Below are 22,980 nucleotides of genomic sequence, written 5' to 3'. Positions count from 1 at the left end.
AAGGAGCATTCATCAAAGAAGGATTAATGCTCTTTTTTGTTAGATTATTTATGAACAATAGGAGCAAGGCCGAGGTTTAGCTCCTATTGTACCTTGTTTTTCTTTGGATACAGATGCCATTACTGTGCTGAAACGTTTTCTAACATATCTTTGACCGATTACATACTCCAATCTAATAAAAAATAACCCAAACTAGCTTGAAAAATTTCAATCCTTATTTAATCACAATCGACAATTTATAATTAGCATGCTTAATTAATTCGGTTAAAAATTGATCCAGTACCTCATTAGACGGAAATTTACACTCCAGAAGATAGCAGCCTTCCCCGCTGATTTTAAAGTTATTTACGATGTATTCTTGTTGTGTATGAATAAACGATAAAAATGGCTGGTGATGGATATTCTTCGTATAGATATTAAGGAATGCGTGAACAAAGTAACCTATTTTTCTATCATTTAATTTAATGGTATAGCGTTCGATGACACCTTTCTCTTCTAATTTCAATACTCGTGTTGATGCTGCCTGCCCGGTCAAGTGGACCTTTTCCCCTAATTCTTTCATTGAAATCCGGCCGTTCTTTGTCAGTTCTTCTATAATTTTTTTATCTGTATTATCTAACACCCGAGATCCATCCTTTCACATTTCAAGTGAAACCCCATAATTGCTTGATTTTATCTATGTAAATTTATTTTTCTTCATTTTATACTATCCATAAATCTTGCAAAAGGGGGAACACCTTATGAATATCAGACAAATACGAAATGCAACACTTGTAATACAATATGCAGACAGAAAGTTTTTAATCGATCCGTTTTTAGCAGAAAAAGGGACATTTCCGCCGTTCCCGAATACACCAAATCAAGAATTGTCTAACCCATTGGTTAGCTTACCTACTTCCATTGAAGAGATTATTCAGGTTGACGCAGTTTTCGTCACCCATTTACACCTTGATCATTTTGATGATACTGCCAAAAGTGTTTTACCTAAAGAGATAAAAATCTATGCACAAAACGAAAAGGACGCTGAAGCCATTAAAAAAGAAGGTTTTTATAATGTTGAAGCATTGACGAATGGTGCTAGTATTGGGAGCATCTGCATAACTAGAACAAACGGAAAACACGGTACAGGAGAAATAGGGATGAGGATGGGGGAAGTTTGCGGTGTTGTCTTCAAGCACCCGAATGAAAAGACACTTTATATTGCAGGAGATACAATATGGTGCAGCGATGTTCAAGATGCGATTAAGACTCATACCCCTGAAGTAATTGTTGTTAATGGAGGTGCTGCTCAATTTCTTCAAGGTGATCCTATTATTATGACGAAAGAAGATATTTATGAAACCTACATGCATGCCCAACATTCAACTATAATCGTTTCCCATATGGAGTCTGTCAATCACTGCTTATTAACTCGAAAAGAATTAAAAGCTTTCATCGCTGAGAAAGAACTATCGGGCAACATTTTAGTTCCAGATGATGGCCAAACCTATTTATTTTAATGAAAGTTCTTTAAAAGAAAGAATCCGTTCGCTTTCTCGGTATTTAGCGAACGGATGAACTTTCATAAATCCTTATTAGTATAAATCTTAACGGACACTAGCATGGAGACAAAGCCGATAATAATGGAAGCAATAAAGGGAAGCCATGCAAAAATAGGTTTGGATAATAGTAACGGAACATCAATTCTTATGTTAGCTCCCTCCATCCATTTCATTAAATGCGGCAATACGAAAGGTGTTAGAAAAACGATGAAAAAGCCAATATATTTTGTCTTCTCATATCCGAATTTCACCTGAACAGGAATGAGGATACCGAAAAACAGAGACACCAGAAGCATAATGACTCCCATTTGTTCAATACTTAATGTTTGAAGTGTCGGTGATATCCCTATAAATGTTGACAATGCATACAAAATAATGCAGCCTAAAAAAATGATCAGGATCAGAAGATATTTAGCTTTTATCACACCATCGCGTTTATATGGTGTCGTACATAAAAGTACAGATCCTTTGGATTTCTCCTCTAGCATGGAAACAGAATTAAACAACACATATTCCGTAAATAGCACCGTTATTAGCAAACTAATAAATCCATCATTACTGAAACCTAATTTTGCAGAAATAATGATGGGTGCAACAAATGCAAAAATAATCATAAACAGCCAATATTTTTTGGTTAATAGCAAATCTTTTTTCACAAGGTGGAATAACATTATTGATCCCCTCCTAAATAAGCCAGCATTATTTGTTCAATACTAGGTCTTTCCGCAACGATTTGACTCATCTGTTCTTTTACGACGGATAACTGATCCGTAATTCCCTCAAAACCATACGAAGTGATATGCAAACTTAAAAATAATTTCTTTGTATACTCATTCAAAAAGGCTGTATCCCCTTTAACTAAAGCATGTCTGTCTATTAATTCATCTTTTGCTTCATGCAGCAAAATTCGCCCCTCATCTATTAAAATCAATTCATCTGCCACTTTTTCTAGATCGGAAGTGATATGTGTGGAAAAGAATACACTTTTCCCTTCTTCCATCATAAAGTCTAAAAGAATTTCCATTAGTTCACTGCGGACTAGAGGATCTAAACCGCTGGTCGGTTCATCCATAATCAATAAATCAGCATGATGAGATAGTGCGATAGCAAGCGCAAATTTCATTCTCATGCCTTTTGATAAAGTTGATATTTTTTGAGACAGATTGAGCTTGAATCTATCAATATAGTGATGAAAAACAGAATCATCCCATGTGGAATAAGCCGGTGCTATGACACTTTTCATATCCTTCAAGGTCAAATCTTCATAGAAATACCCCTCATCCATCACAACACCTATTCGATCCTTAAAGGCTCCTTCATTTTTTTCGATATCTTTTTCTCGAAATCGTATAGAGCCTTTATCCTTTAAGATTAAGTTCAAGATTGCTTTAATAGTAGTTGTTTTCCCTGCCCCATTTACCCCAATAAAGCCTGTGATACAGTCTTCCTTAAGCGTGAAGCTCACATTTTCTAATGAAAAATTTTTAAATGCTTTACTCAAATTATTCACTTCTAAAATAGGTTTCATATCTAATCATCCTCTTCCATAAGTAAATCTATCATTAAAAGAAATTCCTCTTTCGTTATTCCCACCAACTTTGCTGTTTTCCATGCTTCTAATAGTTGTTTTTCAACTATTTTCCTTTTCGTTTCTAGCATCATCTCCAGGTTTTCCGGAGCAACATAAGACCCTTTGCCAGCCTTCGTTACAATAAAGCCTTCTTTTTCTAACTCTTCATACACCCTTTTAGTGGTAAGTACACTTACATTCAAGTCACTCGCTAAAGCCCGAATGGATGGAAGCTGCTCGCCTTCTTTCAGTTCTCCTTGCAGAATACTTGCTTTTATCTGCTCTTTTATTTGTAAATATAAAGGCTGATCCGATACATTTTTTATTATTATTTTCATAAATGAACCTCTTCTTTTTATAACTGTTAATATACAACATATACAGTATATACACTATTCACATTATAATCTTTTCCTAATTGGTTATCAATATCTAAAAAAAATAAACAGGCGCCGCATCTCTGATGTACGGATTTCAACGTCATTATGAGCCGCATTTTTTAATCAAAGGAATACGGCTTCTGACTATTAAAAGGTAAATAACTTCATTGTATTGAACACTTAAAAAAGGTATGATTTTTTCTTTTTCACTGACCACTTTTGTCAGGGGTGACGTTTTAAAATGAAAGAGACAATTAATAAAGGAGGCGACCAATAATGGTCATGACATTGAAGCAATTTCGCGAAAATTTAGACGGGAATCGTCGTTTAACGATTCGAACACTTGAGGCTTTTCCTGAAGACAAGTTATTCACTTTTTCACCGGTAGAACCACTTCGGCCTTTCTCAAAAATGATTTTAGAGATACTAGATATTGAAAGAGCATACATACGCGGTATTGCTCTCGGTGAATGGGAATATAGCCAATCATTTGCTGGTATTTCTACCAAAGAAGAACTCTTAGACGCTTGTCATGAAACAACGGAGGATGTGCAAAAATGGTGGCCAAAAATCACCGAGGAAAGGTTGCACACCGTAGAAAAAGATCCCTTTTTTGGCGGCGAAATGAGTCATTTTGAACGTCTGCATAATGCATTGGAAAATGAAATCCACCATCGTGGCCAAGGTTATATTTACTTACGGTTACTTGGGATTGAACCGCCAGCGTTTTGGGAGAGACAATAAAAAGTGCTGCATGGTTGAATATTATCATTTCCTTAACAAGAAAAAAGCCGATATCTTGATTTGCAAGATATCGGCTTTTATATAGTACTTATTCCTAGATTTTCAAATAAACCCTTATATTTGATCTAAGATACCAAACAAATTTTTATACTTAGAGAGTGTGCCCTTGTCCACTTTTGTACCAGAAGCAAAAAAGGTAATGTCACCTTTTCCGTTGCCCAGTAAATTTCTTTCCTTTAATATTCTCTCTAAGTTTTTTGCTGTTCCAATACTTCCGGAAATCATTTCAACCTCTTTATCAAATAACTTCTTCAAGGAATTAGTGAAATACGGAAAATGGGTGCATCCTAAAACAACCGTTCCATACTGCTTTAGGTCAAGTGAGGAGAGCTCCCTTTGTAAATATGGCAACACTTTTTCCTCCCTGAATTCAAATTTCTCCGCAAACTCTACTAGACCTGGAAGAGGAATACTATCTACAATATCATGATGGTCGATACTTTTGACAAGGTGATGATATTTTTCTTCCTTAAGAGTTAATCTAGTGGCCAACACTAACACTTTTTTCTGTTTTTCTTCACTTTTTTGAACAGCCGGTTTTACCGCTGGCTCAATACCCAAAATAGGGAAATCATATTTTTCACGAAGGTCTTGTACGGCGATGCTTGTAGCTGTATTACAAGCAATGACTATCGCCTTAACGCCTTGATTTGCGATAAACTCCACTGCGTCAAAAATATATTGTTTTACCTCTTCCTTCGATTTTTCACCATATGGTACGTGTGACGTATCTGCATAAAAGAGGTAATCTTCCTTTGGTAAAATTTTTAATGCCTGATGAAGTACGGTCATTCCGCCAATACCTGAATCAAAAAATCCAATTCTCATTTCTTCCACTCTTCTCTTTTTACTCTTTCTAACTCTGTACATTACGAAGCAGTCTTGAAATAACGACTCGTTTAACTCATTCGGTGAGGATCGTTTCTTAAACCAACACAAAAAACTTCCCCACCTAAAAAAGTATTGTACAATTACTTTTAATTGATTTACAATAATTTTTTTAGATCGAACAAAGGAGGATGTACATGTCTAAAAAAATAGGTATTATCGGTGACTTTAAGGAAAACTTACTCAATCATACAGCCATCAATAAAGCAATTGAAATCAATAAACAAGAACAGTATCCTGAATTGGACTATGAATGGTTGCCCACCCAAAATTTACATCAAATAGATCTAAGTACATATGATGGATTTTGGCTAGCACCTGGTGGGCCGTATGTTTCGGATGATAATGTTTTAGATGCCATTAAATGGATTAGAGAATCAAAACAGGTCCCCTTCTTAGGAAATTGCAGCGGATTTCAGTATGGAATTTTCGAATTCATGAAAAATGTCGTGGGATTAATCGATGTAAATACCGAAGAGGTTGATGCCAATGCGGCAAATAAAGTAGTAAGCAAATTATCCTGCTCCCTTCGCGGAAATATCCATCAATCTGTTTTTATAAAGAAAAAGACAAAAGTATATGAAATAATCCAACAAGCGCAAATAACAGAGACCTATAACTGCAATTATGGAGTAAGTCCTGAATATCAAGAAATGTTGGATGAACACGGCTTGGTTGTTGCAGGTGTGAATGAAGACGGTGAAGCACGAATTCTCGAACTGCCTCATCATCCCTTTTTTATCTTGTCATTATTTCAACCAGCAATGAATACAAGCAAAGAACATCCGCACCCATTGATTACTGCTTTTATAAAGGCCCTTTTTACAATATCTTAACGGGTTCACTTACGAGGTGCAAAACGGTAAATTACAAACCTAATCACATAACAAATCACAGCATATTGAATCAAAAAGGCTTGGAGATGCAAATATCTCTCAGCTTTTTTTCGCTAAAGCATCTGTAAGTTAAAGCGAGTTTGATAAATAAGCGGAGAAATTCCTCTTAATTACGAAATAGGACTGAAAATAGCTTTAATAGACGGAAAAATTCCGACTATTGACTCGAAAAACGTGAAAATGGGTCATTTTACTTTGCTTAAGCGGAAAACCTCCGCTTATATACCTCGAACCGAGTTCTTTTCTGCGGTTTAACCGGAAAAAATCCGCTTATTTTAAATATCACTGGTTACTCCATTAAGGATAAGACTTTTTATGTTTCAAAAAACCAAATGAACCTTATTTAGATGCGTTGTGGGGAGCATTCGCTCTGTCTCCTTAGCCCCACTAATCCAGCCGTGAAAGTTACCCATTAAAATCAAATCAACTATCTCTGTAATCGCAACATAATCCACGTACTAAACCACAAAAAATTCACACATCCTCCAATAATTATTTCATATTCTGTGATTTACTATGTGAATTAGGAAACGATAAGCAATTAAAATTCGCCAAAATGTTGATAAATTAATAAAAACGCACTGTGAATGATAGTGTGAATTCAAGTGCGTTTTGCTATGTGTTTTATAATGTTTACACCTCTAAAGTAAACCCGTTACTAATATTTTTGGGAAGGTTATTCTTTATCCAAAAAATTCGTATAAGTCTCCACCCACTGGGAAAACGGAAGATTGGGGTCCCAAGTTACCATATTGATTGCTTTTGCGCATCCCCAATCTAAAACGCGCTGCTGAAGCATATGTATTTTCAGGCGATTTTTTACTGCCTCTTTATTTTTTATATCATCCAAATAAACATTTAAAAGATGTTTCGCTATCTCCTGTTCCCCGTTATCCATATAATAAATCATCATCTTTATTAAATCCGAAACAGGATCTCCGAAATAAGCATTAGTGAAGTCGAATACCCCACTGATTTCCCAGCCATTCAAACCGTTGTTAATCAAAAAGTTACCGGGCTTAAAATCACCCATCACGAATGTTGGGGAAGTAAATGTTTCGAAGCTTTGTCTAGAGCCCTCCAACAATGTTTCTGTCCATTTTATATCATCCGTTGTAATCACGGAGTATTTCTTCGCATCTTCTAACCAAAACATAATTCTGTTATACAGCCATTTTACATAGCCTTCTTTAAATGGAACTATCCCAAAATGCCCGGTATCAAGCTCACCGAATTGCTTCACTTTCCAACGATGGAACTCCCTTAAAGTTTCTGCAATTGCTTCAGCAAGTCGATGCTTGTCCTCTGCATTCAATAAAGCTTGAAAGTGACCGGAATTCATATGCTCCCCTTGGAGGCATGGCATAAGCGAATAGCTCCAACCGAATATTTCTTCCGAATCGTCTATCCTATATGGAATGGGAACCTTTACTTTTGTTCTTTTATGGAGATTTTCAATAAAAAATTTTTCCTCCACCAATTGTCCAGGATACAAAGGGTTTCCCTTCAACACAAATTTCCCTTCCGTTGATGTGATAAGCATCGTCTGTCCCATTGCCCCATTTGCCGTTTTCGTAGAGGAAACCAGCTGTCCTAAATGAAATTTATCCAGCATAAGCTGCAATTGCTCGTTATGGATATGGCCTAATTTATTGGAAGCAAAAATGATTTCCGTTGTCATTTAACAACCTTCTTTAGCTTTTGTTCTAATTCATCCTTCTGACGCAGGTGATGGCGGGAATGCATGCCGACTAAATCGTACCACTCCCTCGCATTTAGCCAGCCAAATCCCCCATGTTTCACTTTGTAATTTGGATTGATACCATCCACTTTCATTTCCCATTCTCTCATTCTTTCGATTACCTGATCCAGTCTGTTCGTAAGTTCTTCTCTGCTTGCCGAATTGTTTGGCGGGGAATTTAATTCAGTTGGTAATTTGATTTTAATAGGGGGAAAGCCGCCTAATTTATATAAATTCTCCCCGAACTCCGTTTTTCCAAGCGTTTGCTCTTCCTTTGCTAATGCACAGGCTTCCATATAATCTAGGTACTCATTGGCAACAACAATCAAATGGTCATACATTTGCCCAATAGACCAAACACCTTCAGCCGAAATATATTGTAACTGCTCTAATGAATAGTTTTGCAAATCTTTTTTGAACGTTTCCAGCACTTCATGATCACTCATTAAACCCTCTCCCTTTTAGGCCAGCCCCTCGTTGATTAAGAAACTCTTTTTTTATAAAACAAAAAGATAAATTGATATAATCCAAAGACCACCGTCAGCATAAGAATGACTGGAAATTTTCGCTCGGCAGGAATGAAAAAGTATACAATCATCATAGTGAGCAGAAAGATAAAATAACCAATATTAAATGCTTTTTTGAAGGTCATAGAAAAACCCCCCTTTTATGTGTCCTACAGCTTAACATTAGTTTATACAAATTTATACATTAGGATATCATCAACATACTCATTTTCACTCATCTTGAATTCTTTTATTTTACGTCCCTCTTCCAAGAACCCGATACTCTTGTATAAGGATATTGCTCTAAGGTTGGTTGACAATACTCCTAAGCTTACCTTTTCGATAAAAAGATTTTTCTCTGCCCAGTCTAATAATGCTTTCAAGAGCATTTTTCCAATTCCCATCCCTCTGTATTCTTTCTTAACCAGCATGCTTAAAGAACCAGTGTGTGATAATCTTTTACGATTATCAGATTGAAATACTATCCAGCCGACAACCCCGCCATCTATTTCAGCCACAAGCATTGTCTCTTTTTCATTTTCGATTATCTTATGAATCCATTCTTTTTGTTCCTGTATGGATGGTTTCTCAATTTCTTCAGGTACTGAAATGAAAAATTCCCTCTCACAAATGATAGAATACTCTAAATCCAAAATTTGCTTAGCATCCTTTAAAGCTGCAGTCCTAATAATGCATTTCACATTATTTTTGAATACAGGCATTCCTCTTCCTCCAAATGATTTTTTATTAATCTTCGACATTTGCTATAAAATTCCTGCTGTATGAAAACTTTCCATAATCTAAAAAAAGATATGTAGCATTTCATAAATTATTCTAATTTTATGGATTGCGCCTGTTCCGGTGTCCGTTTTCGGTTGCCACTAAATTGTTGGCATAAAAAATGGAAATAGAAATAAATATAAGTTGACAAATAGGAATTATAGGATTTATTCTATTATCAATAATAAAATTAACATGTCATGGAAACTTATCCAGAGAGGTGGAGGGACTGGCCCGATGAAACCTCAGCAGCAGATTCCAATGGAATCCTGTGCTAATTCCTGCAAGCATATGCTTGGAAGATAAGTTGAGGTTCATAAGTATTCGAGTAATCCTCTTCTTATCTTTATTCATTAAAAAGGAGTGGATTTTTTTATGGGTAAATTACTAAGGGAAGCTGTTGAAACTAGAAGGAACGAATTAATTAGTAAGTTAATTGAACTTGATCAATATAAAAAAGACGGCAAGCATTTATTTGAGTTAACCTTATCGGATTTGGAATATGAATATTTTAAAATTCAATCAAAAAACCACCCTCACAGCGGTATCGATTCCATCCGGTGGAGAAATTTTTAAATTGGAAAATGCAAATATCCCTTTCTAGAAAGGGATATCTGCTTTTATATTAAGCTTGTATAAAATCCGGGTTCATGAAAGTTGGATTAGGATACTTGTAGAATCCTTCCCCTGTTCCTCTTCCAAGCTTTCCTTTATCGATATACTCGGATTTCAATAAATCAGCAAGTTTTTTATAGTCAGGGTTACCTGTTGCTTCCGCTTTGGCGAGTGTAATATTATAAGCGGTTGTGATTCCAACCACATCTAAAATCGCAAATGGACCCATTGGTGCTCCTGTTGCTACCATCCATGTTTTATCAATGGTTTCCGGATCGGCAATTTCATTTAATAACAACATTTGCGCTGCATCTAAAAGCGGAACTAATAATGAATTTAAAATATACCCTGGCTGCTCTTTTTGCAATGGTAATGCAACCATTCCGATGGCTTTGGCAAAATCAATTACATCCTCAAATACTTTCGCGTCCGTTCCAGGATGCTTCATGATTTCCGCAGTATTGTTTTTCCAAATTTCATTCGCGAAGTGCAAATTTAAGAATTTTTGCGGACGGCCTGTCGCCTCTGCAAATTGGCTTGGCAATAATGTCGATGAGTTGCTCGCAAAAATCGTTTTTTCCGGAGCTACTTTTCCTAGTTCTTTATAAAAATCTGTTTTTATTTGAACCACTTCAGGGATTGCTTCAATCACTAGATCCGCCTCAGCAGTTGCTTTTGCTAAATCACTGTAAAAGGAAATTCGATTAAAAGCGGAATTTACTTCTTCCTCTGTTGCTTTTAAATCTTCTTGATAACGTTGTTTCAAATCCGAGATTCTATCTTTTGCTTTGCCTAATACTTCATCATTAATGTCATATACATTTACATTAAAGCCTTTGAAAGCAATTTGGTAAGCAATTTGACTTCCTAAAACGCCGCTTCCTGCAACGGTGATATTTTTGTAATTCATCGTATTTTCTCCTCTTTTCTTAAAAGAAGCTTCCTTATTAATATCTTTTATTACCCCCTAATTATAACAACGTTTTAAATTAAATAAAAATTAGATATACTAATTAATAATTAAGTAATACTTAATATAGGAGCAAAAGATGAATCTTGAACAATTACAATATATCGTCGAAATTTCCAAATCCGGGTCCTTAACGATGGCGGCCCAAAAATCGCATATTACTTTGTCGGCAATCAGCCAATCCATTTCATTGTTAGAAAGTGAATTGGGGGTAACGCTATTTTCAAGGTCACGGGGGCAAAGTGCTGCACCAACACCTGAAGGAAAGGTGATTATTGAAAAAGCAGCGGAAATATTAATGAAAGTGAATGAGCTAAAAGAAGAAGCGAATAGCTTCAACCATACACTGTCAGGTGAATTAAGAATCGCTACGATTCCTGGTCCCACCCACTTACTTGTAGAAACTGTAGCCCGTTTTAAAAAAGATTTTCCAAACGTTAAGATCGAAATTTTTGAGAAAGGACCTAAGGAAATCATCGAAAATATCTTATCCAATAAAATGGATATTGGCTTGATGGTGCTTGATGAAGATTACATCCCGAAAAACAGTGATTTAGTGTTTGAAACTGTGTTAGAAGGCAAAATGGTTGTTGCTGTTAATAAGGATTCTCATTTATCCAGTGAAAAATCCGTCACGCCAGAAATGCTAATAAAGGAAACATTGGTCCTATATGAGGATGATATTATTAAAAACTTTCTGGAAGAAAATGTTGCAAAATTTGCTGAAATTGATGTTTTGTTTGCAACAAATAATACGTTTGCCATTGAAAATGCAGTGGAAGAAGGCGTAGCCGTTACCGTAGGATTGGACTTCTCCTTTCATAAAAATCGAAAGAATAACCAAAACATTATGACCATCGATTTGAAAACCCCGAATAAAAATATTGTTCCTTATGGGTGGGTTCGTCACAAAAACAAACCTTCTTCCCAAATTGCCAAAACATTTATTAATAGGTTATCATTGGATATTTAATACTTTAATGACAGAACAATAAGAAAAGCGCAAGCGCCTTGCTAATCGGCGTACGGATTTCGTAGTCGCTCACCTCGAGATAAAGGAAACACAACATTTGTAATTGGCATATGGATTAGCAAACATTTTAGCACAGTAAAATACTTCTTGTATTACAATGATTTTATAGAAAATAGTCTCAAAACATCAGATCAAATAGCACCCTTAATAGAGTCTTGACAATAGTTGTTGTCGTCCGTGGAATTAGTGTGCTATTTAAGTTGTTAAGGAAGAATATGTTTCTCATCTGGCGATAAAAAGCTGCTGATTCCCGAATCTTGGATTAAGAGGGGCCGCACTTATCAGTTGGGGAACCAGGTTAAGCCCCAATCTGAGAAATAGGCGGAAAAATTACGCTTAATTAGAATTTTTTCAAAAAATAAGCTTAAATAGACGGAGATATTCCGCCTATTGACTTAAAAATTAAAAAAATGGGGGAGTTTTCTTTGCATTAAACGGAAAACTTCCCCTTATTTCCCCCGAAACGAGCTCCATTCTGCATTTAACCGGAAAATCTCCGCTTATTTTACTTTTGCTGGTTACTCAATTAAGGACAAAACATCTTAATTACAAAGTCTGGTACGTTCTTTAGCAAAAAATTGATTTGTATTTCCACTTTAAAGTGGTTGCCTCAAGCTTTTTTGTGTGCTATTTCATTGTTATTTGTAATGCTAATTTGTTGTTATTTAACTTGTGATTTTGGATTTTCTCCATGTTATCGGAACTACTTAGTATAAAATGCATTCCTTTTTTCTTGTTGTTTATTTGTTTCGCTCACAATAATTCTATAAATTTATAAAAATTCTTAATATTTTTATTACAAAAAATCCACAAACTTCAAATTTAATCCACAAGCTCTTAATATTCAGCCACTATACTAACATTGTACTAGTAAAAATGACATATATTTTCAAACTTCCACGTACTCGTTACACCTGAATACATATTAAGGGGGGGAAAACATTTTAAACAAAGCCCTTTCATCCATTACTAATTTGAAATGAATAATAGGTCAAATCATTTTTATTTTAAAAAGGAGAATGTGAATATGAAACTTGCAAAACGTATAACGGCTACTGCATTGGCAGTTGCAGCTACTACCGGTATTATCTTTGGAGGTATATCACATCAAACAAAAGCAGCCTCATCCGATATTGTGGTTGCTGGTTCGACAGCTTTGCTTCCTCTTACTCAACAAGCTAAGGCAGAGTACCAAAAAGCCCATAAAGCTGTTTCCATTTCTGTTTCAGGTTCATCCTCCATTGACGGTCCTGAATCTGTTATGAAGGGAACTGCTACAATTGGCGCATGTGATTGGGACGCTACGGTTGCCCAAGGCGGATTTAAGGCCTACAAGCAATTAAAAGCATATAAAGTTGCGGTTACTCCTTTTGCAACGATTGTTAATAAATCTAATCCTGTTAAAGACCTATCTACTAAGCAATTACAGGATATCTTTTCTGGAAAAATCACGAATTGGAAGCAGGTTGGCGGAAAAAACGCCAAAATCGTCGTGGTTAATCGAAAATTCGGTTCCGGAACTCGTGTTAATTTCCAAGCAAAAGCTCTAAAAGGAGCAAAATTCATGAGTAAAGGAAATTACAAAGAAGTTGGAAAAAGCGGTGAAATGGTCGCAAGCATTCAATCCAATCCAAATGCAATTGGATACGTAGATTTAGCCTATGTAGATAAAACAGTAAAAGCCCTTCAATACAATCATGTTTCTCCTTCCGCTGCAAATGTCGCTAGCGGCAAATACCCAGTTTGGGGATATGGCTATCTGTTAACTAAGGGCGCTGCAAAAGGTGAAAATCTTAAATTCATTCAATATATGCAAAGCAGTAAGTTCCAAAATGGTTCCTTAAAGAAATTAGACTTCATTCCTTATAAAAACGTAAAATAAGTTCTTGTGTTCCCCCTAATTTTCAAAATATACGGAGTACCAGCCTTTCATAGGCTGGTATTCTTACTAAACGGAGGTATTTATGGCAAGCATCGAGCAAGCTCCGAAAGACAGAACCATTTCTCAAGATACGTTGTTCAAAAGAAATGTAAATGTGAAGTATGCCAAAAATAAACTATTTAAGCTAACAACCTTTGGTTGTGCCATCATCTTATGCCTAGTCTTATTATCGATTATTATCTTTGTTGGAAAAAGCGGTCTTGCAGTATTTAAACATGTTTCAGTGTTTACTTTCTTTTTCTCCAAACATTGGGATCCAAGCACTGATCATTATGGTGCCGCTATATTCATTATTGGAACCATTGCCTTAACAGCATTAACCATGCTATTGGCTGTACCTACTTCCATCGCTATAGCCATCTTTACCGGGGAGGTTGCACCTAATTGGATGAAAAAAGTGATTCGGCCGATGCTGGATATTATTGTAGGAATACCGTCCATTATTTTTGGTTATTTAGGTTTAACCATTCTCATCCCATTCATTATGCGAATAACCGGCTCGGTAATGGGCGAAGGGCTGCTAGCCTCCTCCCTCGTTCTCGCATTCATGGTTATTCCCACCATCACTCAGGTAAGCGACCATGCCATCTCTTCGGTCGCTGCTGAGATTCGCGAAGCTAGCTACGCACTTGGGGCAACGCGATTTCAAACGGTTTTCCGAGCCATTCTGCCTAGTGCTAAAAAAGGCATTTTGACTGCTTCTATTTTAGGAATGGCACGGGCTCTTGGAGAAACAATGGCTGTTGTGATGGTTATTGGAAATACCGCTCAGCTCCCGCATAGTTTAACGACACCAACAGCAGTCTTAACTAGCAACATCGTCATGCAGATTTTAGAGGTGCCATTTGATTCGACCTGGTTTGATGCATTATTTATGATGGCATTTTTATTAATAATCATCTCTACCCTAAGCATTGTAATCATTCGCAGACTAAGGGCAAAAGGAGTTTAACAAAATGAATAATAATATTTCTCCTTTTACAAATAGGAAGACTAATCGAAGACTCGTTACAGACCGGCTATTTACAGGATTTCTTTGGCTTGTTACGTTGGCTGTTATGACAATCGTCTTTGCCATTCTATTTATCATTTTATCGAAAGGGCTCCGTCACCTTTCCTTGCATTTCTTATTTGGATTGCCGAGTGAAATAAATGCAGGAGGAGGAATAGGACCATTCTTGTTCAATTCTTTTTATATTCTCATCATATCCATGATCATTTCTCTCCCTATCGGAATTGGCTCAGGCATTTATTTAGCTGAATATGCACCGAATAATCGATTAACGGAAATCATACGCACCTGCATTGAAAGCCTTGCATCTGTTCCTTCCATTATTTATGGGTTATTTGGATATGTATTATTTGTTAATTATTTTCATATCGGTTTAAGTGTACTTGGTGCTGCAGTTAGCTTATCTTTATTAAACCTGCCTGTTCTAACGCGTGTAACAGAAGAAGCAATCCAGACGGTTCCACAGAATATTAGAGAAGCATCGTATTCACTTGGTGTAACCAAATCAGCTACAATCCTTCGCGTTGTCTTGCCTGCCGCATTATCCGGGATCTTAACAGGTATCAGCTTAGTTGCCTGCCGTGCTTTCGGTGAATCTGCCGTAATACTAATTGCCGGAGGAACTGCCGCTTCTGATACAATGTGGGATTTCCATTTGCTTTCTCAAGGAGCAAATTTGCCCGTTCATCTATGGTATGTCCAATCGGAAGCATTAGTACCTGATGCGAAGCAAATTGCGGACCGTTCTGCCGCAGTATTGATCATCATTATTTTGTTAATAAGCGTTGTCATTCGAATTCCAGCTTGGATTCGTGCGTATCGGCTGAGAAGATAATAATTCTTACCTCACACTTGAGTGAGGTTTGTTTTTTTAGTGAATTTTAGAACAGAAAAAGGGACAAACTTTTAAAATAGGATCTATTCGTTAAATTGTTTGCCTTTTCATCAAAAAAGCAATGAATCAAAAAAGGAGATGTCAAAAATGACAAAAAAGTTTAATAAAGGCAGCAGCAATCAAAATTCCCCTTCCTTACACGGGCAAGCTCCTGAAAGCGGAGACAATAGTAAGGGGAATAAAAGAAATAAGGATAAAAGGGATAAGACGGATGGGGTAATATAAGGAGCGGAAACCGGTCGTGTTCTTGATCGGTTTCTTTTTAGACTGCAAATGCAGTAAAAAAAGGTTGCCAAAAGCTCCTCATGAGCATTCGACTAACCTTTTAAAATATCAATATCGTAAATTACTTACACCATTGCACTAATTAACGTATTTAGCTCACTAAGCTTTTGTATTTCGTACGTTGGTGTTATACCTGTGTTGTTCGCTTTCCGCTCAGGATTGAACCAACAAGTATCGAGACCATAAAGATTGCCGCCTTTTATATCAGCACTTAACGAATCGCCAATGATAAGTCCCTGCTCTGGAGATAGATTAGGGATACGGGCAAACACATAATCGAAAAACTCCTTCATCGGTTTCTGATAGCCTGTTTCCTCAGAGACAAAAATCTGCTTAAATAGCGGGTACAATCCAGTTGCACGAAGGCGTTTATCCTGTGTTGCAGAATCCCCATTGGTCACAATATATAAATCATAATGATCCTTAAGTTCTGTAATTAATTCCAGTGCCCCGCTAATAAGCTGATGACCTTGTTCCAAGTAGCTGCGGTATTTATTTTCCAATAAAACGCCATCCACTTCTTTTCCATATTCTTTAAATAAAGCGGCAAAACGGGTATTTACCACTTCATCACGGCTGATTCTTCCCTCTTCAAACGATCTCCAGAGTTCTTGATTAATTTTTTTATAATGCTCTTTCAACTGAGGAGTCAGCGTCATTTGCTCCTCCTCAAAAAGCAATTGCAAAGCAGCGCTCTCAGCAGCACCAAAATCCAATAATGTATCATCTATATCAAAAAATAAGGCTTTATATGATTTCACTGATATCGTCTCCCTCAAATTGTGTATACCTTATTAGTTTACATAATTTTTGACTGCCTTGAAAACATATTTGAACTTAGCTAGTGACAACCCTTTGAAAATTGGGAAATCGGCGAAGTGTGAAAAAGGAAGGTAACATAACTTAGGCAGTGCGATTTTATCCGCACTGCCGTTTTTGTTTGTTCTTTTTCAAAGAAATAACGAGGTAATTATTCCGCCGATTCCTACACATGATTCCACCATAAAATATACAGGCTAGATGGTTATGTAGCATCGTTTGATTTCCAACTCTCTGTAATTGTCCATACTATTGCAGGGAAAATGAACATCAACAGACCAAATTTGCACGATCCTCCTTCGAAGACCTCTTTTTGGTTAGAAAGCCTGTGAATGACTTAATATATTGATTAACTTTCCAAAAGGATCCCGAACATAGAACCGCCTGACTCCCCATGGTTCGTTTACGGGACCGTATTCTATTTGGAAACCAGCATTTTTGACTCGTGTCATCGCTTCATCGACATCATCGACTTCTATGGATAGATCAGGTGTCGGGGTTTGGGATCCACCCTCGGAAGCAAAACTAATTTGGATGCTCATTTCTTCGCTCGTCCCATATGTTGCTATCCAGCCATGATCCATCAGCAATTCAAGACCTAATACGTCCTGGTAAAAGCTTTTAGCTTCCATTATTTTCTTCGTTTCAATATTGGCAACGATTCGTTTAACCTTCATTTCGGGCCTCCATTTATAAGAACGCTATATTTATATCATTTTAGCATAGTTTCGTACCCGTAATCTAAATAATCAAAAATAATAATGCGGTGTTTTCCCACCATGAAGTCTACCGCTTTTTGATCGTGAGTTAGCTTTACACTGCCAATGTCCCGAAACAGAAAAGTGAGCCCAATTCCCGCAAAGTCGCGTACGCATCTCCCTTATACTAGGAATGCGCGCCCAGACTGAAGTAAGCTCCTTTTTTCTTATTGGTAATGGCTCGGCCGCCTAAGCGATTCTGTTTTTCAATGACCACCGTTTGTTTCCCAGCTTTTGCTGCGTAAATTGCAGCGGTTAAACCCGCAATACCTCCACCAACCACGACCACATCAACATCAACCTTTTGCATCGCTCATCATCCCTTTCAAATTTTACCGGTATGACGGGAAAGGGATATGATTTGTGACAGTAAAGCAAAAAAAATTAAGGGAAATCTCCTCGGTTAACCAGGTTTTCGAATTAGTTCCCTATTCATGCTGATTTCTACTCTTAGCATTAACACTATTTGTGATGCGGTTCTCCGTAATGTATCTATGTGAGGTTTAAAAAAGTGCCCCAAAGGAATAGATTATGAGGCACCTACAATATTTCATGACTTATTATCTCAACTTGCATACACTTTGTGAATTTCGTTATAAAGATGTTTCCAACTTTCAGATTTGCTTGCAAGTTCACCTAAACTATTCATGTAAAGCTTAATAATAAACTTTCCAAGCTTACTGCTGGGCGTGGTCTCAAGCGTATCCATGATCTGCTGCAATCTTTCATTCATAACCTTAACAGTTTCCACTTCGAATTCATCATTAGTCGAAACATATGCGGCATGTTCATACGCATCTTTAAGATCAAAAGGTGCAGTTAATATATAGACAATGGAAGAAACAATTGGTTTAACAAATTGCGGCTCGCTTTCCCTGACTTCCGGTAAAACCTGGTTTAACACAACAGTTTCTAGGTTATTGATTACTTCTGACATTTTAATTTGCACCCCACATTATAAATTTCTGCAACTTTGTATTATGGCGGATGATAAAAAGAAATGGATTAGCATCCTTCAAATTTCATCATGTTTATACAAAAAACTACGCAACTATTATACCATTTAAAAAAAATAATTTTCCTGCTGGGGTCTGGTTCTGCCGCTTAAGGAAAAAAGCACAGCTTTTTACAATGGGGGAATGAATCATCCTTTACTTATGGTACGGTTCCCCCTGTCTTACTAAGTAGTAAAGCGTCATCATAATCAAACCAAAAGGTGGCGCGACACGTTCCTAAGTGAAAAGCTTAGGCGCTTTGAAACATATTTCCTGTTTCGAGTGAACTATTATTCCGAGAAGTCAAATGAAAGGGTAACGCCTTGAAGGGCTTCCTCTAATCCTTCGACATGCAGAATAATTGGCAAGAATTATTCTGTATGAAGCTCGATGAAGTCGGTCGAGAGTTGCCGTAAGTCTTATGACACGAAAACTGTCCAGAGGTGGATGGTGCAACCTATAGACCGGGAGTCTATAAAACACTTATGGTTAGGATGTACTAAGAAACGCATGTGATTGGTGTTTCGTACGGACGAATCTCTGATGGTACGGGTCTATATCGGAAGCAGGTCGAAAGGTCTGTTGACACAAGTGGTGTCGCTACTGTGGATTAGTAAAACTCTCCTTTATGAAAGTCCATATATTGTTAAAGGCAATATCGAGGTAGCAGGCTCATAGGAGAAACCTAAAAGTGTATATGTAAAGATAGGAATAATGGAACGTGGTAAACTGCCAACGTTGAGGACTTGCACTCCAATGAAACGGTTCTTAGGAAAGCATTTATGATATTAGTAAATGTATAACTAAAATTTATGGCAGTGAAAGTGGTGGCACAGTACCTATGAAGCGTGTAATGAACGTGGAGGGATAGCCACTAGTCGATTGAAGACTGATAGTTATTTAAACGGTTCAACGTGGTTTTGAGTAAAACTAAGAGATGTAGCTTTCTCCTTCTGGGGAGGGTACAGCCCATGTTGAAGAAGCCCAAGTTAAGACACAGTGAATATTATAATATGCAAGATTATTTTGATGAATTATATTCCAACAGTCTTAACGGTAACAACTTCTATAAATTAATGTCTATTATTGGTTCCGAAGATAACATCCGTTTAGCATTTAGAAATATTAAAAGTAATAAGGGTAGTAAAACTGCGGGAACAGATGGATTAACTATTAAAGATATTTGGCATTTGAATGACCGTGAAATTATACGTGGTGTAAGAGATAGGTTGGATTGGTATCAACCACAACCGGTTAGAAGAGTGTATATACCTAAAGAAGGAAGCGATAAATTGCGACCTTTAGGCATTCCTACTATTTGGGACAGATTGGTTCAACAGAGTATTTTGCAAGTTCTTGAACCAATTTGTGAAGCAAAATTCCATAACCACAGTTATGGTTTTAGACCAAACAGAAGCACCCACCATGCACTTAGTAGGATGATTAGTCTCATGAACATTGGACATCATCATTACTGTGTTGATATTGACATAAAAGGTTTCTTTGACAATGTCAATCATGGAAAACTTTTGAAGCAGCTATGGACAATTGGAATAAGAGATAAGTCCCTACTCTGTATTATCTCTAAAATTCTTAAATCCGAAATTGAGGGTGAAGGAATTCCTACTAAAGGAACACCGCAAGGTGGGATAATCTCCCCTTTGTTGTCCAATATTGTTCTTAATGAACTGGATTGGTGGGTCAGCAATCAATGGGAAACTTACAAACCTAAAAATGCGACCACCATTGGGTTTCGTCAATATGCTAGGAAATACACTAATCTCAAGGATGGCTATATTATACGCTACGCTGATGATTTTAAAATCATGTGTAGAACATATAAGGATGCCAAGCGATACTATCATGCCACAGTTGACTTTCTTAAGAAAAGACTCGGTCTTGAAGTCAATGCCGACAAATCTAAAGTAGTCAATTTAAAAAAGAACTCTTCTACTTTTCTAGGTTTTAAAGTCAAATTGGTTCCTCAAGGAAAATCTAAATTTGGTTGGGTAGCAAAAACAAACATGACTGATAAAGCTATCACTAAAACCAAAAGAGTATTAAAGGATAGAGTTCGAGAAATTCAAAAGAATCCTATAGCAGAAAATGTAATTCGATATAATACCACCTTAATTGGTATACAAAATTACTACCGATATGCCACGAAAATATATCTTGATTTAACGGAGATTAGCTACGGTTTGCGCAAAGCCATTAAAACCAGATTAAGAAACAACATGAGCGTTATTAGATTCAAAGAGACATCCGAAGAATTTAAAAAGAAAACTCAAGGGATAAAATCAGATACTAAGGTATATGTAGTTCAAAATGCACCTTTACTTCCAATCACCGGAGTACATCACAAGAAGCCAATGAACTTTTCACAAAATATATGCAACTTTTCAAAGGTTGGTCGTGAGAAAGTTCATAGCAATCTTAAAGCCATACCAAGAGATGTTTTGAAATATGTCATGTCCAATTATTCTGTCAATCGGAGCATTGAGTACAACGACAACAAAATATCAAAATACGTAGCCCAGTATGGAAAATGTTATGTAACAGGTGAAGTAATAGGAATCGATAGAATCTATTGTCATAACGTTAAGCCCCGTAGGATGGGTGGCACTGATAAGTACTCTAACTTAGTGATTATAGATTCCAAAGTACATAAACTCATATACATGAAAAATCCTGATAGAATCCGGGAGGTTCTTCGAACTCTAAATCTTAATACGAAACAGTTTAACAAGCTTAATCGCTTGAGAACTGAATCTGGAAATGAACCAATAGTAGTTTAAAATAATTTATTGTATCAGTTGGAAACGATGGAACGCTGAGTGCTCTGAAAGGGGCTCGCTCAGTGTGAAGTGGGGGAAAAGACGGAGATTACATCAAACTCTTACCTATCACTATATATGCTTTATATCCTTTCGGTTCGGCTCGACTTCTATCTTTTTTATAATTGCCCTTATTAACTGCTTCCTTTGCTCGAAAGTAGCGGATTCGTAAAGAGTATCAAAGTTTTCAAGGGCTTGGAAAACCGATTCTTTAGTAATAATTGATTCGGAATGTAAATCTTCATACTCCCTTTCAAATTCTCTTCTTCTATCCTCCAAAACGGCAATATCCTTTAAGATTAATTCGGCTTGCATATTATAAACTTCCGCCCTAATTTTTTCAGCAAAATAATCACTATTTAACTTATCTAAATGAGCCTTTTTCTTTTCAAGGCTTTTCTTATTTAATAACAGGGATTTCCTTATTGAGCTTTCTTCAAGCACTTTTTGCTCCTCAATCCTATCAAGTACCTCTTCCACAATCCCCATATCGCTTAATAGCTCTTTTATCTTTTGAAGTACCTTCCTTTCAATACTCTCTTTACCAATTAAATTTGATTTACAAGCCTTTAAACCCTTACTAGCAAACGCTTGACACATATAGTATAAATGATAACCGCTCCCATCCCTTTTTTTCGACTTACTCATTACAGTTCCAGCACCACAAACAGGGCAACGTAGAATCCCTGATAGAATAAAATCTCCATGAAAGTTCCTATTTTTTGATACACTTTCCCGATTGGTATTATTAACCGCTTGTGCTTTAGCCCATAAATCGAGGGAAATTATTGCCTCGTGCTTTCCCTCGACTAAAACATAATCCTTAGTAACTCCTTTCCGCCTTTTAGTATTCCAGTCCTTTCTTCTACCCCATCTACACTTTCCTATATAAACTTCGTTCTCCAATATCGTCTTAATCGTACAGATGCTAAAAAGCTTCCCCTTTTTTGACCTATATCCTTCTTCATTCACAGTTTTAGCAATATATTTATATCCCTTTCCCTCTGCTCTCAATTCAAATATTCTTTTTACAATTAAAGATTCGCTTTCATTAATCACTAGCTGCTTATTTACATTATCGTAACCTAGTACAATACCCCCATTCCAATAGCCTTGTTCCGCCCTTTTCTCCATACCAGATTTTACTCGTTCGATAATCATACCACGTTCATATTGGGCAAAAGTTCCTAAGAAGTTTATGAACATACTTCCATTAAGGGTGGAGCTATCTAGATTATTATCACTTACTAGTAGTCGGCAATTATTTGGTAATAAAACATCATCAAGCAATTTTGAAATATCACTAAGCCGTCTTGAAATTCTATCGACCGTTTTTACAAGAATCGCTTGAAATTTCCCCTCATATAAGTCCCTAAATAGTCGCTGAATTTCTGGACGTTCATAGTTTTTTCCCGAATATCCTTCATCGGAATAAATACCGTATATCTCATACCCATTATTTTTGGCATATTTCTTCAAAATATCTTCTTGGGCTTCCAAGGAAAATCCTTCTTTAGCCTGTTCCTCCGTTGAAACCCTCGTATATATAGCAACTTTCAAAAGCGGTTGATTCATTCATTCTCCCCTCGTTTCTTAGTAGCTTGGTTCTTTATTAAATAAGCTAGTAAGCTAATTAAATCACTTCTTTTCGTTTCCTCAACAGTGGGTATTACAAGATTTATACCTTCTTTATTTCCTTTCGCTCCCATTTTT

The 22,980-nt window shown here is 36.6% G+C and carries 27 protein-coding genes and 1 riboswitch; of the genes, 10 read left to right on the top strand and 17 right to left on the bottom strand.

The window, feature by feature from the left end; all coding sequences use genetic code 11:
* Positions 1 to 214: 214 nt before the first annotated feature.
* Positions 215 to 622 (bottom strand): Lrp/AsnC family transcriptional regulator, encoded by a 408-nt coding sequence (locus tag NSQ59_RS04295; RefSeq protein WP_340829527.1) that lies wholly within the window; start codon positions 620 to 622, stop codon positions 215 to 217.
* A gap of 118 nt (positions 623 to 740) precedes the next feature.
* Between NSQ59_RS04295 and NSQ59_RS04290 the strand changes: the two genes are divergently transcribed.
* A complete protein-coding gene (locus NSQ59_RS04290; RefSeq protein ID WP_340829524.1) occupies positions 741 to 1,499 on the top strand; it encodes an MBL fold metallo-hydrolase in 759 nt (252 codons plus the stop codon).
* 62 nt (positions 1,500 to 1,561) lie between these two features.
* Here the strand turns inward: NSQ59_RS04290 and NSQ59_RS04285 are convergent, their stop codons facing one another.
* The 3 genes from NSQ59_RS04285 to NSQ59_RS04275 are packed head-to-tail and all read right to left on the bottom strand — an operon-like array spanning position 1,562 to position 3,449.
* A complete protein-coding gene (locus NSQ59_RS04285; protein ID WP_340829522.1) occupies positions 1,562 to 2,212 on the bottom strand; it encodes an ABC-2 transporter permease in 651 nt (216 codons plus the stop codon).
* Positions 2,212 to 3,069, bottom strand: a complete 858-nt coding sequence (locus NSQ59_RS04280) for an ABC transporter ATP-binding protein (RefSeq protein ID WP_340829519.1) — start codon at positions 3,067 to 3,069, stop codon at positions 2,212 to 2,214. Before NSQ59_RS04280 ends, NSQ59_RS04285 begins: the two co-directional genes overlap by 1 nt.
* A 2-nt stretch (positions 3,070 to 3,071) precedes the next feature.
* Positions 3,072 to 3,449, bottom strand: coding sequence for a GntR family transcriptional regulator (locus tag NSQ59_RS04275; RefSeq protein ID WP_126648356.1), 378 nt, complete (start codon positions 3,447 to 3,449; stop codon positions 3,072 to 3,074).
* Positions 3,450 to 3,767: 318 nt separating this feature from the next.
* Between NSQ59_RS04275 and NSQ59_RS04270 the strand changes: the two genes are divergently transcribed.
* Positions 3,768 to 4,235: a DinB family protein gene (locus NSQ59_RS04270; RefSeq protein WP_340829515.1), complete on the top strand. Its 468-nt coding sequence runs from the start codon at positions 3,768 to 3,770 to the stop codon at positions 4,233 to 4,235.
* Positions 4,236 to 4,349: 114 nt separating this feature from the next.
* Here NSQ59_RS04270 and murI read toward each other — a convergent pair whose 3' ends face one another.
* Positions 4,350 to 5,123: a glutamate racemase gene (gene murI, locus NSQ59_RS04265; protein WP_340833132.1), complete on the bottom strand. Its 774-nt coding sequence runs from the start codon at positions 5,121 to 5,123 to the stop codon at positions 4,350 to 4,352.
* 197 nt (positions 5,124 to 5,320) lie between these two features.
* Here murI and NSQ59_RS04260 point away from each other — a divergent pair, with 197 nt between their 5' ends.
* Positions 5,321 to 6,019: a glutamine amidotransferase-related protein gene (locus NSQ59_RS04260; RefSeq protein WP_340829513.1), complete on the top strand. Its 699-nt coding sequence runs from the start codon at positions 5,321 to 5,323 to the stop codon at positions 6,017 to 6,019.
* Positions 6,020 to 6,755: 736 nt separating this feature from the next.
* On the opposite strand, the gene NSQ59_RS04255 is transcribed toward NSQ59_RS04260, so the two are convergent.
* The 4 genes from NSQ59_RS04255 to NSQ59_RS04240 are packed head-to-tail and all read right to left on the bottom strand — an operon-like array spanning position 6,756 to position 9,048.
* Entirely contained in the window at positions 6,756 to 7,760 is a 1,005-nt protein-coding gene (locus NSQ59_RS04255; RefSeq protein ID WP_340829510.1) for a phosphotransferase family protein, read from the bottom strand.
* Entirely contained in the window at positions 7,757 to 8,266 is a 510-nt protein-coding gene (locus NSQ59_RS04250) for a DinB family protein (protein WP_340829508.1), read from the bottom strand. Before NSQ59_RS04250 ends, NSQ59_RS04255 begins: the two co-directional genes overlap by 4 nt.
* A 35-nt stretch (positions 8,267 to 8,301) precedes the next feature.
* Complete coding sequence (locus NSQ59_RS04245) at positions 8,302 to 8,472, bottom strand: hypothetical protein (RefSeq protein ID WP_183102072.1); 171 nt, start codon at positions 8,470 to 8,472, stop codon at positions 8,302 to 8,304.
* A 42-nt stretch (positions 8,473 to 8,514) separates the two neighbouring features.
* On the bottom strand, positions 8,515 to 9,048 hold the full coding sequence (locus NSQ59_RS04240) for a GNAT family N-acetyltransferase (RefSeq protein WP_340829504.1): 534 nt from the start codon (positions 9,046 to 9,048) through the stop codon (positions 8,515 to 8,517).
* Between the two features lie 263 nt (positions 9,049 to 9,311).
* Positions 9,312 to 9,415: riboswitch (SAM riboswitch) on the top strand.
* A 66-nt stretch (positions 9,416 to 9,481) separates the two neighbouring features.
* On the opposite strand from NSQ59_RS04240, the gene NSQ59_RS04235 reads away from it, so the two are divergent.
* Complete coding sequence (locus NSQ59_RS04235) at positions 9,482 to 9,682, top strand: Fur-regulated basic protein FbpA (RefSeq protein ID WP_126649254.1); 201 nt, start codon at positions 9,482 to 9,484, stop codon at positions 9,680 to 9,682.
* A gap of 49 nt (positions 9,683 to 9,731) precedes the next feature.
* Here the strand turns inward: NSQ59_RS04235 and NSQ59_RS04230 are convergent, their stop codons facing one another.
* Entirely contained in the window at positions 9,732 to 10,631 is a 900-nt protein-coding gene (locus NSQ59_RS04230) for a 3-hydroxyacyl-CoA dehydrogenase (RefSeq protein WP_126649253.1), read from the bottom strand.
* Positions 10,632 to 10,770: 139 nt separating this feature from the next.
* On the opposite strand from NSQ59_RS04230, the gene NSQ59_RS04225 reads away from it, so the two are divergent.
* The 5 genes from NSQ59_RS04225 to NSQ59_RS04205 all read left to right on the top strand — a co-directional run bounded on the left by NSQ59_RS04225 (position 10,771) and on the right by NSQ59_RS04205 (position 15,798).
* The gene (locus tag NSQ59_RS04225; protein WP_340829502.1) at positions 10,771 to 11,664 is read left to right on the top strand and encodes a LysR family transcriptional regulator; all 894 of its coding nucleotides are present in this window, start codon (positions 10,771 to 10,773) and stop codon (positions 11,662 to 11,664) included.
* A 1,087-nt stretch (positions 11,665 to 12,751) separates the two neighbouring features.
* Positions 12,752 to 13,606, top strand: a complete 855-nt coding sequence (locus tag NSQ59_RS04220; protein ID WP_126649251.1) for a phosphate ABC transporter substrate-binding protein — start codon at positions 12,752 to 12,754, stop codon at positions 13,604 to 13,606.
* A gap of 82 nt (positions 13,607 to 13,688) precedes the next feature.
* Complete coding sequence (gene pstC / locus NSQ59_RS04215) at positions 13,689 to 14,618, top strand: phosphate ABC transporter permease subunit PstC (RefSeq protein ID WP_340829497.1); 930 nt, start codon at positions 13,689 to 13,691, stop codon at positions 14,616 to 14,618.
* A 4-nt stretch (positions 14,619 to 14,622) separates the two neighbouring features.
* Positions 14,623 to 15,513 (top strand): phosphate ABC transporter permease PstA, encoded by an 891-nt coding sequence (gene pstA, locus NSQ59_RS04210; RefSeq protein ID WP_340829495.1) that lies wholly within the window; start codon positions 14,623 to 14,625, stop codon positions 15,511 to 15,513.
* Positions 15,514 to 15,660: 147 nt separating this feature from the next.
* Complete coding sequence (locus NSQ59_RS04205; protein ID WP_183102071.1) at positions 15,661 to 15,798, top strand: hypothetical protein; 138 nt, start codon at positions 15,661 to 15,663, stop codon at positions 15,796 to 15,798.
* Between the two features lie 125 nt (positions 15,799 to 15,923).
* Here the strand turns inward: NSQ59_RS04205 and NSQ59_RS04200 are convergent, their stop codons facing one another.
* The 5 genes from NSQ59_RS04200 to NSQ59_RS04180 all read right to left on the bottom strand — a co-directional run bounded on the left by NSQ59_RS04200 (position 15,924) and on the right by NSQ59_RS04180 (position 18,372).
* The gene (locus tag NSQ59_RS04200; RefSeq protein ID WP_340829492.1) at positions 15,924 to 16,619 is read right to left on the bottom strand and encodes a YjjG family noncanonical pyrimidine nucleotidase; all 696 of its coding nucleotides are present in this window, start codon (positions 16,617 to 16,619) and stop codon (positions 15,924 to 15,926) included.
* A 263-nt stretch (positions 16,620 to 16,882) separates the two neighbouring features.
* Positions 16,883 to 16,951, bottom strand: coding sequence for a DUF6199 family natural product biosynthesis protein (locus tag NSQ59_RS04195; RefSeq protein ID WP_340833131.1), 69 nt, complete (start codon positions 16,949 to 16,951; stop codon positions 16,883 to 16,885).
* Between the two features lie 43 nt (positions 16,952 to 16,994).
* Positions 16,995 to 17,354, bottom strand: coding sequence for a VOC family protein (locus tag NSQ59_RS04190; protein WP_126649247.1), 360 nt, complete (start codon positions 17,352 to 17,354; stop codon positions 16,995 to 16,997).
* 208 nt (positions 17,355 to 17,562) lie between these two features.
* On the bottom strand, positions 17,563 to 17,745 hold the full coding sequence (locus tag NSQ59_RS04185) for an FAD/NAD(P)-binding protein (RefSeq protein WP_340829487.1): 183 nt from the start codon (positions 17,743 to 17,745) through the stop codon (positions 17,563 to 17,565).
* A 255-nt stretch (positions 17,746 to 18,000) separates the two neighbouring features.
* Positions 18,001 to 18,372 carry a hypothetical protein gene (locus NSQ59_RS04180; RefSeq protein WP_126649245.1) on the bottom strand — a complete coding sequence of 124 codons (372 nt, stop codon included), beginning with the start codon at positions 18,370 to 18,372 and terminating at the stop codon, positions 18,001 to 18,003.
* 1,029 nt (positions 18,373 to 19,401) lie between these two features.
* On the opposite strand from NSQ59_RS04180, the gene ltrA reads away from it, so the two are divergent.
* Positions 19,402 to 21,228 carry a group II intron reverse transcriptase/maturase gene (gene ltrA, locus NSQ59_RS04175; RefSeq protein ID WP_340829483.1) on the top strand — a complete coding sequence of 609 codons (1,827 nt, stop codon included), beginning with the start codon at positions 19,402 to 19,404 and terminating at the stop codon, positions 21,226 to 21,228.
* Between the two features lie 111 nt (positions 21,229 to 21,339).
* Here the strand turns inward: ltrA and NSQ59_RS04170 are convergent, their stop codons facing one another.
* Together NSQ59_RS04170 and NSQ59_RS04165 are read right to left on the bottom strand one after the other, a co-directional pair.
* Positions 21,340 to 22,842, bottom strand: a complete 1,503-nt coding sequence (locus tag NSQ59_RS04170) for a recombinase family protein (RefSeq protein ID WP_340829482.1) — start codon at positions 22,840 to 22,842, stop codon at positions 21,340 to 21,342.
* Positions 22,839 to 22,976 carry a hypothetical protein gene (locus NSQ59_RS04165; RefSeq protein ID WP_307152385.1) on the bottom strand — a complete coding sequence of 46 codons (138 nt, stop codon included), beginning with the start codon at positions 22,974 to 22,976 and terminating at the stop codon, positions 22,839 to 22,841. The genes NSQ59_RS04170 and NSQ59_RS04165 overlap by 4 nt, the downstream gene beginning before the upstream one ends.
* Positions 22,977 to 22,980 lie beyond the last annotated feature (4 nt).

Source organism: Margalitia sp. FSL K6-0131, assembly GCF_038008735.1.
Taxonomy (GTDB): Bacteria; Bacillota; Bacilli; order Bacillales; family Bacillaceae_C; genus Margalitia; species Margalitia shackletonii.
The sequence above is the reverse complement of the archived record's forward strand: the minus strand, read 5'-3'. Positions and strand labels throughout refer to the sequence as shown.

Excerpts from the sequence above, each read along its gene's own strand:
- NSQ59_RS04270 (WP_340829515.1), top strand. The coding sequence starts at position 3,768 with ATGGTCATGACATTGAAGCAATTTCGCGAAAATTTAGACGGGAATCGT.
- NSQ59_RS04205 (WP_183102071.1), top strand. The coding sequence starts at position 15,661 with ATGACAAAAAAGTTTAATAAAGGCAGCAGCAATCAAAATTCCCCTTCC.
- NSQ59_RS04170 (WP_340829482.1), bottom strand. The coding sequence starts at position 22,842 with ATGAATCAACCGCTTTTGAAAGTTGCTATATATACGAGGGTTTCAACG.
- NSQ59_RS04185 (WP_340829487.1), bottom strand. The coding sequence starts at position 17,745 with ATGCAAAAGGTTGATGTTGATGTGGTCGTGGTTGGTGGAGGTATTGCG.
- murI (WP_340833132.1), bottom strand. The coding sequence starts at position 5,123 with ATGAGAATTGGATTTTTTGATTCAGGTATTGGCGGAATGACCGTACTT.
- pstA (WP_340829495.1), top strand. The coding sequence starts at position 14,623 with ATGAATAATAATATTTCTCCTTTTACAAATAGGAAGACTAATCGAAGA.
- pstC (WP_340829497.1), top strand. The coding sequence starts at position 13,689 with ATGGCAAGCATCGAGCAAGCTCCGAAAGACAGAACCATTTCTCAAGAT.
- NSQ59_RS04190 (WP_126649247.1), bottom strand. The coding sequence starts at position 17,354 with ATGAAGGTTAAACGAATCGTTGCCAATATTGAAACGAAGAAAATAATG.
- NSQ59_RS04275 (WP_126648356.1), bottom strand. The coding sequence starts at position 3,449 with ATGAAAATAATAATAAAAAATGTATCGGATCAGCCTTTATATTTACAA.
- NSQ59_RS04165 (WP_307152385.1), bottom strand. The coding sequence starts at position 22,976 with ATGGGAGCGAAAGGAAATAAAGAAGGTATAAATCTTGTAATACCCACT.
- NSQ59_RS04280 (WP_340829519.1), bottom strand. The coding sequence starts at position 3,069 with ATGAAACCTATTTTAGAAGTGAATAATTTGAGTAAAGCATTTAAAAAT.
- ltrA (WP_340829483.1), top strand. The coding sequence starts at position 19,402 with ATGTTGAAGAAGCCCAAGTTAAGACACAGTGAATATTATAATATGCAA.
- NSQ59_RS04220 (WP_126649251.1), top strand. The coding sequence starts at position 12,752 with ATGAAACTTGCAAAACGTATAACGGCTACTGCATTGGCAGTTGCAGCT.
- NSQ59_RS04260 (WP_340829513.1), top strand. The coding sequence starts at position 5,321 with ATGTCTAAAAAAATAGGTATTATCGGTGACTTTAAGGAAAACTTACTC.
- NSQ59_RS04285 (WP_340829522.1), bottom strand. The coding sequence starts at position 2,212 with ATGTTATTCCACCTTGTGAAAAAAGATTTGCTATTAACCAAAAAATAT.
- NSQ59_RS04245 (WP_183102072.1), bottom strand. The coding sequence starts at position 8,472 with ATGACCTTCAAAAAAGCATTTAATATTGGTTATTTTATCTTTCTGCTC.
- NSQ59_RS04180 (WP_126649245.1), bottom strand. The coding sequence starts at position 18,372 with ATGTCAGAAGTAATCAATAACCTAGAAACTGTTGTGTTAAACCAGGTT.
- NSQ59_RS04255 (WP_340829510.1), bottom strand. The coding sequence starts at position 7,760 with ATGACAACGGAAATCATTTTTGCTTCCAATAAATTAGGCCATATCCAT.
- NSQ59_RS04290 (WP_340829524.1), top strand. The coding sequence starts at position 741 with ATGAATATCAGACAAATACGAAATGCAACACTTGTAATACAATATGCA.
- NSQ59_RS04250 (WP_340829508.1), bottom strand. The coding sequence starts at position 8,266 with ATGAGTGATCATGAAGTGCTGGAAACGTTCAAAAAAGATTTGCAAAAC.
- NSQ59_RS04225 (WP_340829502.1), top strand. The coding sequence starts at position 10,771 with ATGAATCTTGAACAATTACAATATATCGTCGAAATTTCCAAATCCGGG.
- NSQ59_RS04230 (WP_126649253.1), bottom strand. The coding sequence starts at position 10,631 with ATGAATTACAAAAATATCACCGTTGCAGGAAGCGGCGTTTTAGGAAGT.
- NSQ59_RS04240 (WP_340829504.1), bottom strand. The coding sequence starts at position 9,048 with ATGCCTGTATTCAAAAATAATGTGAAATGCATTATTAGGACTGCAGCT.
- NSQ59_RS04235 (WP_126649254.1), top strand. The coding sequence starts at position 9,482 with ATGGGTAAATTACTAAGGGAAGCTGTTGAAACTAGAAGGAACGAATTA.